We start from the raw sequence: 16082 nt of genomic DNA, 5'->3' as shown, positions 1-16082 counted from the left end.
AGGATCACCTAATCTCGCCCCAACAGATCCCGCGCCGTTGCCTGCGCCATCTCCGCCAGCACCTCGTAATGCGGTTTGCGGGCGCTCGAGGCGCGCCAATAGAGGCCGACGTCGCGCCAGATCGGCCAGTCGCGGATGCGGGTGAGCGCGACATTCTGCTCCTTGGCGAATTCAGAGCGAACATAGAGTTCGGGAAACAGCGACATGCCCATGTCGATCGCCACCATCTGGCGGATGGCGTCGAGGCTCGTGCCTTCGTAATTCTCCGCGAAAACGGCGCCCGACGCCTCCGCCAGGCTGCGGACGTTTTCGAACAGCCTGTGGCCGCGGCCCAGAGTCAGAAGGGTTTCGCCGGTAAGTTCGGCGAGCGCAACCTCGTCTTGGCCGGCCAGCCTGTGGCCGCTCGGCAGGCCGAGCATGATTTCCTCCCGGCAGATCGGCGCATAGGCGAAACTCGTCTCGTCGGCGGGACGAGGACCCAGAGCGCAATCGATTTCCCCTGCGCGGATGCGGTCTTCGAGCGCCGTCGGCCGGTCTTCGCGCAGATGGACTTTCAGCGCTGGAAAACGGGCGTGCAGCGGCGGCAGAAAGTAGGGCATGAGATAGGGGCCGACCGTCGGCGCGATGCCGAGGCGGATGAGACCGCCGAGATTCTTGCGTCCCGACGAAGCGAGCGAGACGATCTCGTCGAGACCGAGCAGCAGGGTTCGCGCTGCGGCGATGACGTCCTCGCCGATGGGCGTCGGGACGATCTGGGAGGCGGAGCGATCGATGAGGGTGACGCCCAATTGCTTCTCCAGCAGCGCCACCTGCACCGAAAGGGTCGGCTGCGAGACATGACAGCGCCGGGCCGCTTCGCCGAAATGCCTGATATCGCCCAGAGCAACCAGATACTCCAACTGCCGATGGCTGGGGCGATAGGGCATTCGATAGCTCCTCTCTATCGAATTCATATAATCAATCAATTGGCGCAATCAAGCAACGCGACCCATATTCATAGTCGTAACCAAGGAGACCGATATGAACCCGCTGATGAAAGCGTTGCGCGTGCGTCACGAAATCCTTCAGAGCAAGATCGAGGGCGAGATGAAAGCCAAACAGCCCGATACGCTCAGGATCACGGCGCTCAAACGCATGAAATTGAAGCTGCGCGATCAGATCGCCGCGCTGGAGCGCGCGGGCGCGGCCTTCCAACAGGATCGTCTGAACCGCCGCCACGTAAGGACGATCCCGATCAAGGCGTAAGCCCTCGGCCCGGTTCCTTGCCCGGGCCTTCCCCCCAGCATACCAAGGCGCCTTGGTATCAGGCTACGCCTGCCGCCCCTCGCCTCCAAAGCGAGGGGCGTTTCTTTTGTGAGGCGTCACCGCTCCAACAGCGCCACCGCCTCGACATGCGACGACCACAGGAACTGGTCGATGGGGGCCACGCTTTTCAGCTTGAAGCCGCCGTCGATGAGAATGGCGAGATCGCGCGCGAGCGTGGTCGGGTTGCAGGACACGGCGGCGATGCGGGCCACTTTCGAACGCGGCAGTTCACGCACCTGGGCTTCGGCGCCGGCGCGCGGCGGATCGAAGACGAGCGCGTCGATCTGCTTGAGATCCATTGCCTGCATCGGCCGGCGGAAGAGATCGCGGCGCTCGATGGAGACCGGCTTGAGGCCCTGCGTGTTGCGGGCGGCGTGGTCGAGCGCAGCAAGCGCCGGACCGTCGAATTCCACCGCATGCACATGCGCCTTGCGCGCCAGACGCAGCGAGAATGTGCCGCAACCGGCGAACAAATCGGCGACGCGCTTGGCCTTGCCGACATGGGCGACAACCAGTTCGGCCATCGCCTGTTCGGCGCGTTCGGTGGCCTGCATGAAACCGCCCGGCGGCAGCACCACCGGGATTTGGTCGAACATGACGACCGGCTTATGCGGCTCGACCAGAATCTCGTCGGCGACGGAGATGCGGGCCACGCCCTTTTCCTTGAGACAGAGATCGATGGCGACCTGGCGCTTTTTCTGGTCCGGCTTCTTCATATCGTCGAAAGCGAGGTCGAGGCCCGACGCCGTCAGCTGGATCGTCACCCGAAAGGGATCGGCGCCCGAGGCCAGCGCGCCGGCGATACGGCGGATAGACGGCAGGCGATTGACGATGCCCGCTTGCGCGATGGGACATTCCTCGACGGCGACGATGTGATGGCTGCCGGCCTGCATGAAGCCGAGCATCAGCCCCTTGTCGGTCGGCCTTCCCGACATGGTCACCCGGCGGCGTTCGCCCGGCGCGCAGGCGAAGAGCGGCAGCACCTCGGTTTCGATCCGCTGCTGGCGCAGCGCCTGGATCACCAGATCGCGCTTGTAAGCCTGATAGGGTTGATCCGCCCAATGCTGCAGGGAACAGCCGCCGCAGGCGCCGCCCTGGCCCTCCGGACCGAAATGCTTGCAGGCCGGCTCGCGTCGGTCCGCCGACAGTTTCGACCAGGACAGAGCCGTCGCCTGGTTCTTGACGCGCGCCACCGCCACGTCTTCGCCGGGCAGGGTGAAGGGCACGAAGACGGGACCGGCTTCGCCGCGGGCGATGCCGTCGCCTTCCGCGCCGACAGCGTGAATGGTCAATTGTTCTGTGCTCATGTTTTCCGTCCGGCCAGGAGATATTCGGAATTTCCGTCGCCGCCGGAAATTGGAGACGGGCTTACACCGAGGCTTTCCCATCCGCCAAGCGAATTCAGCCATACGGCCATATCCGCGGCGGTTTTCTCGGCCAGTCGCTTGTCGCGCACGATGCCGCCCTTGCCGACGCCGTCGCGACCGACCTCGAATTGCGGCTTGACCAGCAGCAGGCACCAGGCCCCCGGCGCGGCGAGATCGAGCGCCGGCGGCAGCGCGAGCCTCAGCGAAATGAAGGAAACGTCGGAAACGACGGCGCCGATCGAACGCCCGCCGAGTTGCGCCGCCTCGAGCGCGCGGGCGTTGACGCCTTCGAGATTGGTCACGCGGGGATCGTCCGCGATGCGCGGATCCATCTGCCCGTGACCGACATCCACGCCGATGACATGGCGCGCGCCTTCCTCGAGCAACACTTGGCTGAAGCCGCCGGTCGAGGCGCCGATGTCGAGGCAATCGAGGCCCGCAGGCGTGAGCCCGAAGGCGTGCAACCCCGCCTTGAGCTTGAGGGCCGCGCGGGAGACATAGGCGCGGGCAGGGTCGTCGACGGTGATCTCCGCCTCATCGGACACCAGCGCGCCCGGCTTGGCGACGATCGCGCCATCCACGGCGACCGCCCCGCGTTTGACGGCGTCGGCGGCGCGGGAGCGGCTGTCGAACAGGCCGCGTTCGATGAGAAGTTGGTCGAGGCGCATCTATGAACCTGTGGCGTTGGTCGACATCGATCCTGGCGCTCATCGATATCGGTGAAAGCAGGCAGATACACGCTCGTACTTTTCGACGCTACAATTTTGCGGCGCCGGCCCGTCGTTCGCAATGTCTTCAGCAAACTTCTTTCGTCAGCCTACCCTTAGATAAGCGCCTATTAATTTATTATCGCTAAATCTAACGGCCGTTGAAATTCTTTGGAAATGCAGGATGGTTCGCGTCACGGGCCATCGAACAAGGGGCCGGGAATGAAGAGACCATCTGTCAAAACCGCGATGATCGGCATGCTGTGCGCCATCATGGCGTCCGTCGCCACCCTTTCGGCGGTGTCGCTGTCCAGCGTGTCCTCGGTAGGCGCTGCGACGGAAACGATCGGCAATTACTGGTTTGAACGGTTGCTGACGGCGCGGGAGATCAAGGGCGCCTTCGCGAATGTCCGCTTGGTGCTGGCGCGTCATGCGATGATCGTCAACACCAGCGACTTCGAAGCGGAACAGAAAAACTACAGCGAGGCGCAAGCGGCGCTGGACAAGGCGATAGCCGCCTATGAGGCCGGCGCGCGCACCGAAGAGGGTCGAGCGCTGATCGCCGACATCAAACCGCTGATCGCCGATTATTACGCTGCTGCGGCTGATTTCGCCGAATTGATCAAGAACGACAAGAAATCCCAGGCTTTCCCGGTCTTTAAGACGGCGTTGAAGCCGAGGGCGGACGCGGTCAACGAAAAGATCGGCCAACTCGTCGACTTCATCGCCATGAGCGCCAAGCAGAACGTCGACGGAGCCAATGACGCCGCCCGCTCCGCATTCGCCTGGACGCTGGCAATCGCCCTGGCCGCCTTGGCCATGGCCGCCGCCGGCATCTATTTCGCTGTTTTCGGGGTCGCCAATCCCATCCAGCGGATTACCGTGTCGATGCGCAATCTCGCGGGCGGCGACGCGGTGTCCGAGATTCCGTTTGCAGGCCGCGCCGACGAAATCGGCGCCATGGCGGGCGCAGTCGAAGTGTTCCGGCAGAACGCCATCAACAATCGCCGGCTCGAAGAGGAAGCTTCCGCCAACCGCAACCAGACGGAGCAGGCTCGTCTCGCAGAACAGCAGCGCATCGCCCGGGAAGCCGAGCAGTTGCGCATCGCCACATCGACGCTCGGCGAGAGCCTGAAGCGCCTCGCCTCCGGCGACCTGACCTGCCGGATCGAAACCGCGTTCGCCGCCGAATATGAAAGCCTGCGCGGCGACTTCAACGCCACGGTCCAGCAGCTGTCGCAAGCAATCTCTTCCGTGTCGATCGCGGTGCGGAATATGGACAGCGGCACCCGTGAGATTTCCTCCGGCGCCTCCGATCTCTCCAAGCGCACCGAACAGCAGGCCGCGTCGCTCGAGGAGACCGCAGCCGCGCTCGATCAGATCACCGCCAACGTGTCGAGCTCCAGCAAGATGACCGACGAGGCGCGCGGCGTGGCGCAGTCGGCCAATCAGAGCGCCGCGCAATCGGCGCAGGTGGTGGCGCATGCCGAAGAGGCCATGCAGCGCATCGAGCAATCGAGCCAGCAGATCTCCAACATCATCGGCGTGATCGACGAGATCGCGTTCCAGACGAACCTGCTCGCGCTGAACGCCGGCGTCGAGGCGGCGCGGGCCGGCGAGGCCGGCAAGGGTTTCGCCGTCGTCGCCCAGGAAGTGCGCGAGCTCGCCCAGCGCTCGGCCCAGGCCGCCAAGGAAATCAAGGGCTTGATCCAGAACTCGACCTCGGAAGTGGAAAGCGGCGTCAAGCTGGTGCGCGACACCGGCGAGGCGCTGAAGACCATCGGCGGATATATCGGCACGATCAACCGCCATATGGAATCCATCGCCACCTCGGCGCGGGAACAATCGACCGGCCTGGCCGAGGTCAACGTCGCCGTCAACCAGATGGACCAGACGACGCAGCAGAATGCGGCGATGGTGGAACAGTCGACGGCCGCCGCCGCGTCGCTCGCCCAGGAGGCCGGCAAGCTGCGCGACCTCGTCGCCCAGTTCCGCCTGGAGCATGGCGCGGCCGTGCAGACGGCGGCGCTGCGGCAGACGGCGACAGCCATGGCGCGGCCCGTTACGGCGCCCCGCCCCGCCGCCGCCCGCCCGGCTCCGGCTCGCGCCGCCGCCAAGGCCGTGTCGCACGGCAATGCGGCGATCAAGGACGAGTGGGAAGAGTTCTGAGTTCACCCATCACGCGACTTCACGACATGGCGCGGGGCTCGGGTCCCGCGCCATGCTTTTTCGCGGCCGTGACTCGGCGGTGTTGCAAGGCCGTCGCGCCTAGCGCACGAAAGCTGATCATGTGCAATTTTATATTGTTTTTACAATAAGTTGCTCGGTTAGCAAGAAAAGTAAATTCACATGACGAACCAACTATTCCTTAATTTTCTATGGTTATTACTTAGTCAGTTTTGACAGGTTTTGCGCTTTGTCAAGCAAGTCATTCGTGTTGGGGCGGAGCCATCGTGAAATCCATCATCAATTCTCTTCCGTTGTCGGTGCAGATCATCGGCAGCGTCGCAGCCGTTCTGGTTCTCGTCGGCGCGGCCAATCTCGCCTATGAGATTTCGCAGCAAAACGCGTCGATCGAAGAAAACGCTCAAAAGCGTGGGAACGCGGCGTTGGACATGCTCGAATCCGTCCATGTCAGCGCCATGCTGAACCGGGACAAGGTGGCGGACGGCGACCCCGCGATCGGCACGCTCGACGGCACGATGGAACGCTTCTCGTCACAGAGCCAGGGCGTCGATCTGTGGCTGGTGATGGGTCCGAAGATCGTCGCCTTCCAGAAATCCGAAGGCGCCGAAGAATTTGAGGGGCCGAAAGACGCCGTCGACGAAAAGACGATTTCGGACAAATCCCCACAAGTCACGGTCACAGGCGACCATATGCGCATCACCCGCCCGGTCATTCTGGGCCAGGGCTCGGCCGCCGACCCGGCCTGCGCCGCCTGTCACACCGCCAAGATGAACATTCAGGCCGGCGAAATCGTCGGCGCCTATAGCGCCGCGGTCGACCTGGCGCCCGATCGGGCGGCCGTGTTCGACGCAATCAAAGCAAAGCTTGCGATCGGCTTCGCGGTTCTGGCCGTGGCGCTCGGCGCCATAACCGTTCTGCTGCGGCTGACCGCGATCCGTCCGTTGCGCAGACTCGCCGACGCCACCGAACATCTCGCCAAGGGCGACATTTCCGTGGATGTGGACGGCCAGAACCGCTCCGACGAAATCGGAGCCATGGCGCGTGCGCTCGACGTGTTCCGCGACGCCTTCCAGCGCAATCGAAAACTCGAGTCCGAGGCGGAGGGAAATCGTCAACTGATGGAGCGCAATCGCCTGGAGGCGCAGGCTCGCGCCGAAGCGGACGCGGCCGCTCGACTGAAGCAGGCGACGTCGGGTCTCGCCGGCGGCCTCAGACGTCTCGCCCGTGGCGATCTGGCCTTTGAACTCACCGAACCCTTCTCGCCCGATTTCGAACCGCTGCGCCACGACTTCAATTCGTCGATCAAGCAACTCGGCGACGCGCTGTCTGCGATCCAGGCGAGCGTCGGCGTAATCGACGCCGGTTCGCGCGAAATCGCCACCGGCGCCGCCGACCTCGCCAAGCGCACGGAATCGCAGGCGGCCTCCCTGGAAGAGACCACGTCCGCGGTCGAGCAGATCACCGTCAACGTCTCCAATTCGACTCATCTGACCCAGGAAGTGCTGGACGAAGCGACAGTGGCCAACACCGACGCCGGCAAGTCGGGCGCGATCGTCGCCAATGCCGAAGCCGCGATGCAGCGCATCGAAGACTCCTCGGGCAAGATCGCCAGCATCATCAGCGTGATCGATGAAATCGCCTTCCAGACCAATCTTCTGGCGCTGAACGCCGGGGTCGAGGCGGCGCGGGCGGGTGAAGCCGGCAAAGGCTTCGCGGTGGTGGCCCAGGAAGTGCGCGAACTCGCCCAGCGTTCCGCCAACGCCGCCAAGGAGATCAAGGGGCTCATCCAGAACTCGTCCAACGAAGTCGGCAACGGCGTGAAACTGGTGCGCGACGCCGGCGCCGCGCTCAACGCCATCGGCGGACATATCCAGACGATCAACCGCAAGATGGAGGAAATCTCCACCGCCTCGCGCGAACAGTCGATCGGGCTCAAGGAAGTCAACGCCGCCGTCTCGACGATGGATCACTCGACCCAGCAGAACGCCGCCATGGTCGAGCAATCGAGCGCCGCAGCCGCCACGCTCGCCCAGGAAGCGGCCAAGCTGCGCGATCTCGTAGCGCGGTTCTCGCTGACCCAGGGGGCGCCCCCCGCCAGCCTGTTGCGCCAGACCGCTTCGCGGATGGCGAGCCCGACCTTCGGCGCCCCGCAACGGAGCCGCAGCGCGGCGTCGCGGCCGGCAAGCGGCAACCTCGCGGCGAAGGACAACTGGGAAGAATTCTGACCGGCGCTCCCTGCCCCAAAACGCCTCCCCCGGACGGTCCGCCGTCCGGGGGGGTCATTTTGAACGCTGGTCAATTCGTCGATCCTCGGCCATAGTCGTCGCGTCACAAGGAGCCCGCCCATGTCCTTCTTTCCCGGCCACGACCCCGAGCCCGGCGATGCGCATGCCGTCGATCAGGTCGAACTGCTGATCGTTCCGCGCTCCTCGGACATCGGCAGTTTCGAAGTGCGCCGGGCGCTGCCCTCCGCCAAGCGTCGCATGGTGGGGCCTTTCATCTTCTTCGACCGGATGGGGCCGGCCTTGTTGCGGGCCGGCCAGGCGATGGATGTTCGGCCGCATCCGCATATCGGACTGTCCACCGTCACCTATCTGTTCGACGGCGAGATCCATCATCGCGACAGCCTGGGCACCGGCATGGTGATCAAGCCGGGCGACATCAATCTGATGACTGCGGGGCGCGGCATCACCCATTCCGAGCGGACGCCGGACAAGCTGCGGGGCAAGCCCTTCTCGATCTCCGGCCTGCAGACCTGGCTGGCGCTGCCGGAAAGCCATGAAGAAATCGATCCGGTGTTTGCCCATACCAGCGTCGACGCGCTGCCGACATTCGAAGACGGGGCGACGCGCGGCCGGGTGGTCATCGGCGGCTGGCAAGGCCTCGTCTCGCCGGTGAAGACGCCGACCGACACCCTCTATGTCGACCTGACGATCGGGGCAAACGAGACTTGCCCCTTCCCTGCCGGCGCCGAAGAACGCGCGGCCTATGTGCTCGAAGGGTCTGTGTTCATCTCGGGCATGGAACATCCCGCCGACCAGTTGCTGGTGTTCCGGCCCGGCGATGCGATCGACCTCACAGCGGGCCCGACGGGTTGCCACATCATGCTGTTCGGCGGCGAGACCATGGCGCAAAAGCGTTATATCTGGTGGAATTTCGTCTCCTCCTCCAAGGAGCGGATCGAGCAAGCCAAGGAAGAATGGCGCACGGGCAAATTCGACATCGTGCCCGGCGACGAAGAAGAATTCATTCCCCTTCCCGCGTCGTGAACGAACGAATGCCGGCATAGCTTGGCGGATGCGCCCGAAAGGTCTAGTATCTGCTGAAGGACGCCTCATTTTCAGCGTTGTTTGCTGTTGAAAAAGGCTTAAAGAGCGATAATAAGGCCGGCTCGAACTTTGTCCGGTGACAGGATCAGCCCGTGAACGCATTGCCCCAGACGCCGCTCCTCGACAAGGTCAGCTTTCCGGCCGATCTGCGCAAACTCGACGACAAGGAGATGCCGCAGCTCGCAGCCGAACTGCGCGTCGAGATGATCGACGCGGTGTCCAAGACCGGCGGCCATCTCGGGGCCGGGCTCGGCGTGGTCGAGTTGACGATCGCGCTTCACAAAGTGTTCGACACGCCCGACGACCGCATCATCTTCGATGTCGGCCATCAGTGCTATCCGCACAAGATCCTCACCGGCCGGCGCGAGCGCATCCGCACGCTCCGTCAGGAGAACGGTCTGTCCGGCTTCACCAAGCGGGCGGAAAGCGAATATGATCCGTTCGGCGCGGCGCATTCTTCGACCTCGATTTCCGCAGGCCTGGGCATGGCGGTGGCGGCCGATCTCGACGGCCGCAGGCGCAATGTGATCGCGGTGATCGGCGACGGTGCGCTGTCGGGCGGCATGGCGTTTGAAGCGCTCAACAATGCCGGATCGCTCGACGCAAGGCTGATCGTCATCCTCAACGACAACGACATGTCGATTGCGCCTCCGACAGGGGCGATGAGCGCCTATCTCGCCCGCCTCGCCTCGGGCCGCACCTATCTCGGCTTCCGCGAACTCGGCAAGAAGCTCACCGCCTATCTCGGCAAGAAAGTCGACCGCGCCATCACCCGCGCGGTGGAGCATGCGCGCGGTTATGTGACCGGCGGCACGCTGTTCGAGGAGCTCGGCTTCTACCATATCGGCCCGATCGACGGTCACTCCTTCGACCATCTCCTGCCGGTGCTGCGCAATGTGCGCGACAATTCCACCGGCCCGGTGCTGATCCATGTGGTGACGCAGAAGGGCAAGGGCTACGCGCCCGCCGAAGCCGCCGCCGACAAATATCACGGCGTCAACAAGTTCGACGTCATCACCGGCGCGCAGGCGAAAGCCAAGCCGAACGCGCCGTCCTACACTTCGGTCTTCGCCGATGCGCTGATCCAGGAGGCCGAACACGATTCGAAGATCGTCGGCATCACCGCCGCCATGCCGACCGGCACCGGCCTCGACAAATTCGGCGAACTCTTCCCGAAGCGCTGTTTCGATGTCGGCATCGCCGAACAGCACGCCGTGACTTTCGCGGCCGGCCTCGCGGCGGACGGCTACAAGCCGTTCACCGCTCTTTATTCGACTTTCCTGCAGCGCGCCTATGACCAGGTCGTGCATGACGTGTCGATCCAGTCGCTGCCGGTGCGCTTCGCCATCGACCGCGCCGGCTATGTCGGCGCCGACGGGCCGACCCATGCCGGATCGTTCGACACGGCCTTCCTCGCCACGCTGCCGGGCATGGTGGTGATGGCCGCCGCCGACGAAGCTGAGCTGAAACATATGGTGCGCACCGCCGCCGCCTATGACGACGGCCCGATCTCCTTCCGCTATCCGCGCGGCGAAGGCGTTGGCGTCGATCTTCCCGAGCGCGGCGAGATCCTGCAAATCGGCAAGGGTCGGGTCGTCAAGCAGGGTTCGAAAGTGGCGCTGCTTTCCTTCGGCACCCGCCTTTCCGACTGTCTTATGGCGGCGGAAGATCTCGACGCGGCAGGACTGTCGACGACCGTGGCCGACGCCCGCTTCGCCAAGCCTTTGGATCTCGAGCTGATCCGGCAGCTGGCGCGGCATCATGAGGTGCTGGTGACGGTGGAGGAAGGCGCGATCGGCGGTTTCGGCGCACATGTGCTGCATGCGCTGGCGACCGAAGGCCTGCTCGACGGCCGCCTTAAGGTGCGGCCGCTGGTGATGCCCGATATTTATATGGACCAAGCCAAGCCGGAGGCGATGAATGCGTATGCGGGTCTCGACCGCAAGGGCATCGTGAGCGCGGTGTTTTCGGCTCTCGGCCGCGAGATGGCCGAACGCCTCGCCTGAGCGGAGACGGCAACGCGCCGTCAAATGGGGCGCCTGCCCCATTCTTGCCCGACTATGGTGAAATTTGGGGTGCGCATCGCACGCTTCGATGCGCCGATCGTCGCTCGACGACCCCTTGCCGTCGCTTTGCCGACCGCTTTTCAGCAGACTGAACGAGGATGAACATCGGAATGAACATTTGCAGAATGGCAGCTTTGGCCGCCAGTCTCCTCGCGCCCGTGCCGGCCCACGCCATTGACCAGAAAATGCTCAGCCAGATCAAGCGGCTGGCGCCACGCGACCAACTGGAGCAGCGCTGCGACACGGAAGGCATGGCCAAGGTGAAAGGCGACAAGGTGATCGCCTACACTTTTTCGGACCCGCATTACCGCAAGGCCCATATCGACGCCCCCGGCGCCGTCTTCCGCCGCAACGGCGAGTGGTACCGGCTGTCCTACAGCTGCACCACCAGCGCCGATCATATCGATGTCGTCCGGTTCGACTACAAGATCGGCAGCAGGGTTCCACGGGAAGAGTGGGAGCAGTATCAGCTTTATGATTGAGAGGATTCTGCCGGTCGCGGAGCTTCTTGCGGACACGCCGGCAAGCGTGGCATAATTCCTGGACGGAGAAAAATGATGCCGCGCAGTGACAACCTCGGCCCCCAGTTGGAAAGCTATGTGGCTGACCTCGTGAAGTCAGGACGCTACACATCCCGGAGCGACGTTCTCAGGGAGGGTGTTCGTTTGCTCGAAGAACGCGACACCCGGCTAAGCGCCCTGGACGCGGCAATCGCTCGTGGCCTGGCCTACGCCGACGCTGGACGGGTTAAATCCGTTGACAACGTTGCGGACCGCCTGAGCGAGAAATACGTCTAGAGACGTTTAGCGAGAGCCCCTCATCCCCCAGCCGGATTTTCACGCTCAAACGATCAACCCGGATTGGCTGCAGGATCGTTGTAGTTCAGGATCAGCACATCGAGATCCTTTTCCGGCCAGAAGTCCGTCGCCTTCATCTCGAAGGTCGTGGGGCCGATCTTCTTGACGCCGGTTCCGCAGAAGCTGACATAATTGTCCTTGGAGCCCTTGTCGACGATGAGGGTGAAATCCTTGATCGGCCCCGCCCAGTTTGCGCCGGTGGTCAGCACATAGGAAATCCAGGATTCATAGTGGTAGGCCTTGCCGTCCATCATGGCTTTCAGCGATTTCTGCGCTGCGCGCACGAAAGCGTCGTCGACGCAGTATTTCGCCTTGTATTCCTCGTAATACTGGCCCTTGGGCTCACGATTTTCATCGAGAAACGCCGGCTGCACCGTGCCGCCGACGCTGGGTTTGTAGGTATGGGAGACCTTGATATCGACGCCTGGCTCATAGCGCGCGCGCCAGTAATAGGCGGATTTTAGCGTCCACACCGGAATGTAATGGGTCTCTTCGCCATTGCCCTGGTCCCAGCTGTCGATGCGCACCAGACCATCGGCCACCCATTGGTCGAGCGTTTCCTTTGGCAGGTTGTCGACCATCTTCTGGGTCGCTTCGCTGTTGGGCAGCAGCGGCACGCCGGCCGCCTTGATCTGTTCGGTCACGTCGAGCGCATTGGCCCAGGCGCGCTGCTGCAGCTGAGGCTCGATCGCCGCGCCATCCTGGGTGACGGTGAAATCGAGGAAATTGTCGCGGTTTTGATCGCCGGAGGAGACGTCCGACATCGGCCCGCCCTCGATGTCCGGCATCGGGAAGGCGACCAGCGTGTCGATCGCCTGGTCGGAGGAGTTGCGGAACACGTAATCGACGCGAATTTCGTTCATGGAGATGAAGAGAACCTCCTTCTCCATGGAGATATCGGCGCTGCGGGTAAATTCCAGCCCGCCGGTCTTCAACACGGCAGTGGTGTCGTTTGCCAGAGCGGCGCCGGCGCCGAGGGCGACAAGCCCGGCGGCCATGGCGAGGTGTTTTGTCATAGGGTCCCTCCTGATCATGAGGCGGGACGCTAGCGGGCTTGGCTTCGGGGGTCAACGCCCCCAAGACTATGAAGACAGACGCGATTCCCGGCTCAAGCCGGATCGAGCGGCTCTACGCCCGCGGGCTTGCCCGCGCGGTCGAGGCGGATCTTCTCGATGCGGGATTCGGCTGCGCCGAGCAGCGTTTCGCAATGCTTCTTGAGCGCCTCGCCGCGCTCATAAATGGCGATCGACTGGTCGAGCGGCACATCGCCTCGCTCCAGGCGGGCAACGATCGATTCGAGTTCCTGCACGGCCTGTTCGAAGGTGAGGCCGGAAAGTTCTGTCGTGTCGGTCATCGTCATCCCCTCATCAGTCTCGCGATATGCAGGCCTGCCGATTCCGCCAAGCCTTCGAGGTCATAGCCGCCTTCGAGCACGCTGACGAGACGGTTTGAGGCATATTTCCCCGCGATTTCCATCAGCCGGCCGGTGATCCAGTCGAAATCGTCGCCGACCAGATTGATCTGGGCGAGCGGATCGCGGTGATGAGCGTCGAAGCCTGCCGAGATGAGCAGGAAATCGGGCCGGAAATTTTCGAGCGCCGGCAGCACGCGGCTCTTCATCGCCTCGCGGAAATGATCGCCGGCGGAATTGGGGCTGAGCGGCGCGTTCACGATCGTGCCTTGCGCGCCCGTCTCGTCCTTGGCGCCCGTGCCGGGATAGAGCGGCATCTGATGGGTCGAGCAAAACAGCACCGACGGGTCGTTCCAGAAAATATCCTGGGTGCCATTGCCGTGATGCACGTCGAAATCGACGATGGCGACGCGTTCGACGCCATAAGTCTTCTGCGCATGACGGGCGGCGATCGCCACCGTATTGAAAAAGCAGAAGCCCATGACCTTGTCGTGTTCGGCGTGATGACCCGGCGGACGGCCCGCGACGAAGACATTGTCGGCCTTGCCGGCGAAGACGTCGTCGACGCCGGCCATGGCGCCGCCGATCGCGGTGAGCGCCGCCTTCAGGCTTTCGGGGCTCGCATGGGTGTCGGCCTCGATCTGTTTGATCCCCTCTTCGGGCATCGAGCGCATCACGGAGAACAAATGCTCCTCGGGATGGGCGAGCAGCACCGCGTCCTCATTGGCGATGGGCGCTTCCTTGCGGTCGAGCGTGGAGAAATGCGGATGCTCGAGCGCCGCATTCAGGGCGCGCAAGCGATCGGGACGTTCCGGATGGCCCTCCGGAACATGATGGGCGAGAAAGACCTGGTGTTCGTAGAGGCGTGTCGTCATGGGGCCTGATATAGCCTTTCGGGGCCTGCGGGTCCACCTTCACCGACGCTGCAGCGCGGGATAAAAAGCGTTAACCCAACCGAAGGACGGATTGACAAGGCGTGACCGGTTTGTGACAGAGGAAGCACCATATCTCGCAGGAAGGGAAATTTCCGATGGCAAATCTCGCTCTCTCCTCGGGCGCCCAGACGCTCGATACGCTGTTCGGCTCGACGTTCGCCCGCAAGGCGGCCATCGCTTTCGGCGGCAGCCTGTTCCTCGCCGCCATGTCGCAGATCGCGATCGGCTGGCCGGTGCCGACCACGCTGCAGACGCTCGCCGTGATCCTGATCGGCCTGACCTTCGGCCATCGCCTCGCCGCAGCCTCGCTCGGCCTCTACCTGCTCGAAGGCGCGATGGGCCTGCCGGTCTTCGCCCAGTTCAAGTCGTTGATGCCGCTCGGCCCCTCGGCCGGCTATCTCGCCGGTTTCTTCCTGCAGGCCGTGATCATCGGCTGGATGGTCGATCGTGGCTTCGCCCGCGGCTTCGTCGGCGCTGCGATCGCCGTGGTCATCGGTGAAGCGGTGATGTTTGCCTGCGGCGTCGCCTGGCTGTCGACCTTCATGGGTCAGGCCTCGCTGATTGAGAACCTCCAGGCCGCTTTCGCAGTCGGCGTGGTTCCCTTCATCGCCATCGACCTCGTCAAGGCCGCGCTTGCGATCCTCATCGCCAAGGGCGTGATCTCCGGCGCTTCGCGCCTCATCCGTGGCTGATCGAGCCGACACAGGTTTGAATGACATGATGCCCGTGCGTTTGCGCGGGCATCATTTTTTGTGCGTGCTCACCTACCGCGGCTATGGCTATACGCCCGCCTTCGTCGCCAATATGAGCCGGGTGGTCGCGGCGATCAAAGCCGGCGCAGCGGTGGAGCTCACCGAAGGTCCCGACGACATCTGCAACGGTTTCACCGCCGCCTGCCGCGAGATCTCCGATCACGACTGTTCGCGCGCGTCCACGATGGAGATGGATCGGACGGCCATCGCCTCGGTGTCTCGCCTGCTTCCCGATCTCGCAGACAAGGGCTCCGCCATCGTGCTGACCGCGGAGCGGGTCGAAGCGTTGCGCGCCGCCTTCGCGAGCGGAGACATCCGTCGGGCCTGCAAGGACTGTTCCTGGGCGGATTTCTGCACGGCGATCGCCGCCGACGGCTTTTCCGGCACGAAGCTCTGACCCGTCACCCCTTCTTGGCGAAGAAGCCAGCATAGACACCGGCGGCCTCTTTGGAGCGCAACTGGGCAAGGAAGTGTTTCATCTCCTCATCCATGTGATCGCGCAGCACATCGACGTCGCCCTTCAGCAGCCGGCGCGAGATCATCAGCGAGTCGCGCGGCTTGGCGGCCAGTCTGGAGGCTGCGGCGAGCGCGGCGCCTTCAACCTCGTCCTCCGGCAGAACCTTCCAGATCAGGCCGGCCTCACGCGCCTCTTCGGCGGAGAAACCCTCCCCCATCACCAGCATGGCGAACGCGCGCTGATAGCCCATGATGCGCGGGCCGAGCAGCGACGAGCCCGCCTCCGGCACAACGGCGAGATCGGTGAACGGCGTCTTGAACACGGTGCGCGTCGAGGCGAAGGTCAGGTCGCAATGCATATGCATGGTGACGCCGACGCCGATGGCGATACCGTCGACCGCCGACAGAAGCGGCTTGGTGAAGCGCGCGAGTTCATGCAGGAAAGCGATGACATTCTTGGCTTCGCCTTCGGCGGCGGCGATCTGGATGAAATCGGCGAGATCGTTGCCGGAGGAAAAGCAGCCGGGGCCGCCTGTTAGGACCACCGCGCTGACGGCGTCATCGGCATCGGCTTCAGCCAGCGCCAGGGCCATCTGGCCGTACATGTCGCGGGTGATGGCGTTTTTCTTGTCGAGCCTGTTCATGCGGATCACGGTGACGCCGGGATGCGCCTCGGGGCGTTCGATCAGGATATTGTCGGTCATGTCAGT

Annotated in this window: 16 protein-coding genes; 9 read left to right on the top strand and 7 right to left on the bottom strand. The window is 63.6% G+C overall.

Annotated features, from left to right (window positions below):
* Positions 1-8 precede the first annotated feature (8 nt).
* Entirely contained in the window at positions 9-926 is a 918-nt protein-coding gene (locus tag OCK01_RS12320) for a hydrogen peroxide-inducible genes activator (RefSeq protein WP_263824161.1), read from the bottom strand.
* A gap of 94 nt (positions 927-1020) precedes the next feature.
* Here OCK01_RS12320 and OCK01_RS12315 point away from each other — a divergent pair, with 94 nt between their 5' ends.
* Complete coding sequence (locus tag OCK01_RS12315) at positions 1021-1245, top strand: YdcH family protein (protein WP_182827172.1); 225 nt, start codon at positions 1021-1023, stop codon at positions 1243-1245.
* Positions 1246-1361: 116 nt separating this feature from the next.
* Here the strand turns inward: OCK01_RS12315 and OCK01_RS12310 are convergent, their stop codons facing one another.
* Together OCK01_RS12310 and OCK01_RS12305 are read right to left on the bottom strand one after the other, a co-directional pair.
* Complete coding sequence (locus OCK01_RS12310; protein ID WP_263824160.1) at positions 1362-2612, bottom strand: class I SAM-dependent RNA methyltransferase; 1251 nt, start codon at positions 2610-2612, stop codon at positions 1362-1364.
* Positions 2609-3340 (bottom strand): TlyA family RNA methyltransferase, encoded by a 732-nt coding sequence (locus tag OCK01_RS12305; protein ID WP_263824159.1) that lies wholly within the window; start codon positions 3338-3340, stop codon positions 2609-2611. Before OCK01_RS12305 ends, OCK01_RS12310 begins: the two co-directional genes overlap by 4 nt.
* 261 nt (positions 3341-3601) lie before the next feature.
* Here OCK01_RS12305 and OCK01_RS12300 point away from each other — a divergent pair, with 261 nt between their 5' ends.
* From OCK01_RS12300 to OCK01_RS12275, 6 genes are all read left to right on the top strand, one after another.
* A complete protein-coding gene (locus OCK01_RS12300) occupies positions 3602-5548 on the top strand; it encodes a methyl-accepting chemotaxis protein (protein WP_263824158.1) in 1947 nt (648 codons plus the stop codon).
* A 284-nt stretch (positions 5549-5832) separates the two neighbouring features.
* Positions 5833-7791 (top strand): methyl-accepting chemotaxis protein, encoded by a 1959-nt coding sequence (locus tag OCK01_RS12295; RefSeq protein WP_263824157.1) that lies wholly within the window; start codon positions 5833-5835, stop codon positions 7789-7791.
* A gap of 120 nt (positions 7792-7911) precedes the next feature.
* The gene (locus OCK01_RS12290) at positions 7912-8835 is read left to right on the top strand and encodes a pirin family protein (protein ID WP_263824156.1); all 924 of its coding nucleotides are present in this window, start codon (positions 7912-7914) and stop codon (positions 8833-8835) included.
* 152 nt (positions 8836-8987) lie between these two features.
* Positions 8988-10901 carry a 1-deoxy-D-xylulose-5-phosphate synthase gene (gene dxs, locus OCK01_RS12285; RefSeq protein WP_263824155.1) on the top strand — a complete coding sequence of 638 codons (1914 nt, stop codon included), beginning with the start codon at positions 8988-8990 and terminating at the stop codon, positions 10899-10901.
* A gap of 170 nt (positions 10902-11071) precedes the next feature.
* Positions 11072-11443 (top strand): DUF930 domain-containing protein, encoded by a 372-nt coding sequence (locus tag OCK01_RS12280; RefSeq protein WP_263824154.1) that lies wholly within the window; start codon positions 11072-11074, stop codon positions 11441-11443.
* A gap of 72 nt (positions 11444-11515) precedes the next feature.
* A complete protein-coding gene (locus OCK01_RS12275) occupies positions 11516-11758 on the top strand; it encodes a type II toxin-antitoxin system ParD family antitoxin (RefSeq protein WP_412179006.1) in 243 nt (80 codons plus the stop codon).
* A gap of 53 nt (positions 11759-11811) precedes the next feature.
* On the opposite strand, the gene OCK01_RS12270 is transcribed toward OCK01_RS12275, so the two are convergent.
* The 3 genes from OCK01_RS12270 to OCK01_RS12260 all read right to left on the bottom strand — a co-directional run bounded on the left by OCK01_RS12270 (position 11812) and on the right by OCK01_RS12260 (position 14104).
* Positions 11812-12834: a DUF4424 domain-containing protein gene (locus OCK01_RS12270; protein ID WP_263824152.1), complete on the bottom strand. Its 1023-nt coding sequence runs from the start codon at positions 12832-12834 to the stop codon at positions 11812-11814.
* 92 nt (positions 12835-12926) lie between these two features.
* Entirely contained in the window at positions 12927-13178 is a 252-nt protein-coding gene (locus OCK01_RS12265) for an exodeoxyribonuclease VII small subunit (RefSeq protein ID WP_412179005.1), read from the bottom strand.
* Positions 13175-14104 carry a histone deacetylase family protein gene (locus OCK01_RS12260; RefSeq protein ID WP_263824151.1) on the bottom strand — a complete coding sequence of 310 codons (930 nt, stop codon included), beginning with the start codon at positions 14102-14104 and terminating at the stop codon, positions 13175-13177. Before OCK01_RS12260 ends, OCK01_RS12265 begins: the two co-directional genes overlap by 4 nt.
* 155 nt (positions 14105-14259) lie before the next feature.
* Here OCK01_RS12260 and OCK01_RS12255 point away from each other — a divergent pair, with 155 nt between their 5' ends.
* Complete coding sequence (locus tag OCK01_RS12255) at positions 14260-14856, top strand: biotin transporter BioY (protein WP_263824150.1); 597 nt, start codon at positions 14260-14262, stop codon at positions 14854-14856.
* A 64-nt stretch (positions 14857-14920) separates the two neighbouring features.
* A complete protein-coding gene (locus tag OCK01_RS12250) occupies positions 14921-15313 on the top strand; it encodes a DUF1284 domain-containing protein (protein ID WP_263824149.1) in 393 nt (130 codons plus the stop codon).
* A gap of 4 nt (positions 15314-15317) precedes the next feature.
* Here the strand turns inward: OCK01_RS12250 and OCK01_RS12245 are convergent, their stop codons facing one another.
* Positions 15318-16076, bottom strand: a complete 759-nt coding sequence (locus tag OCK01_RS12245) for a crotonase/enoyl-CoA hydratase family protein (protein ID WP_263824148.1) — start codon at positions 16074-16076, stop codon at positions 15318-15320.
* Positions 16077-16082 lie beyond the last annotated feature (6 nt).

Origin of the sequence: Rhizobium sp. TRM95796, assembly GCF_025779995.1 — a bacterium.
Classification (GTDB): domain Bacteria; phylum Pseudomonadota; class Alphaproteobacteria; order Rhizobiales; family Rhizobiaceae; genus Rhizobium_E.
This window is presented reverse-complemented; position numbering and strand designations above follow the sequence as displayed.

Coding starts and splice junctions, on each gene's coding strand:
- OCK01_RS12320 (WP_263824161.1), bottom strand. CDS start 926: ATGCCCTATCGCCCCAGCCATCGGCAGTTGGAGTATCTGGTTGCTCTG.
- OCK01_RS12315 (WP_182827172.1), top strand. CDS start 1,021: ATGAACCCGCTGATGAAAGCGTTGCGCGTGCGTCACGAAATCCTTCAG.
- OCK01_RS12310 (WP_263824160.1), bottom strand. CDS start 2,612: ATGAGCACAGAACAATTGACCATTCACGCTGTCGGCGCGGAAGGCGAC.
- OCK01_RS12305 (WP_263824159.1), bottom strand. CDS start 3,340: ATGCGCCTCGACCAACTTCTCATCGAACGCGGCCTGTTCGACAGCCGC.
- OCK01_RS12300 (WP_263824158.1), top strand. CDS start 3,602: ATGAAGAGACCATCTGTCAAAACCGCGATGATCGGCATGCTGTGCGCC.
- OCK01_RS12290 (WP_263824156.1), top strand. CDS start 7,912: ATGTCCTTCTTTCCCGGCCACGACCCCGAGCCCGGCGATGCGCATGCC.
- OCK01_RS12280 (WP_263824154.1), top strand. CDS start 11,072: ATGAACATTTGCAGAATGGCAGCTTTGGCCGCCAGTCTCCTCGCGCCC.
- OCK01_RS12275 (WP_412179006.1), top strand. CDS start 11,516: ATGATGCCGCGCAGTGACAACCTCGGCCCCCAGTTGGAAAGCTATGTG.
- OCK01_RS12270 (WP_263824152.1), bottom strand. CDS start 12,834: ATGACAAAACACCTCGCCATGGCCGCCGGGCTTGTCGCCCTCGGCGCC.
- OCK01_RS12265 (WP_412179005.1), bottom strand. CDS start 13,178: ATGACGATGACCGACACGACAGAACTTTCCGGCCTCACCTTCGAACAG.
- OCK01_RS12260 (WP_263824151.1), bottom strand. CDS start 14,104: ATGACGACACGCCTCTACGAACACCAGGTCTTTCTCGCCCATCATGTT.
- OCK01_RS12255 (WP_263824150.1), top strand. CDS start 14,260: ATGGCAAATCTCGCTCTCTCCTCGGGCGCCCAGACGCTCGATACGCTG.
- OCK01_RS12245 (WP_263824148.1), bottom strand. CDS start 16,076: ATGACCGACAATATCCTGATCGAACGCCCCGAGGCGCATCCCGGCGTC.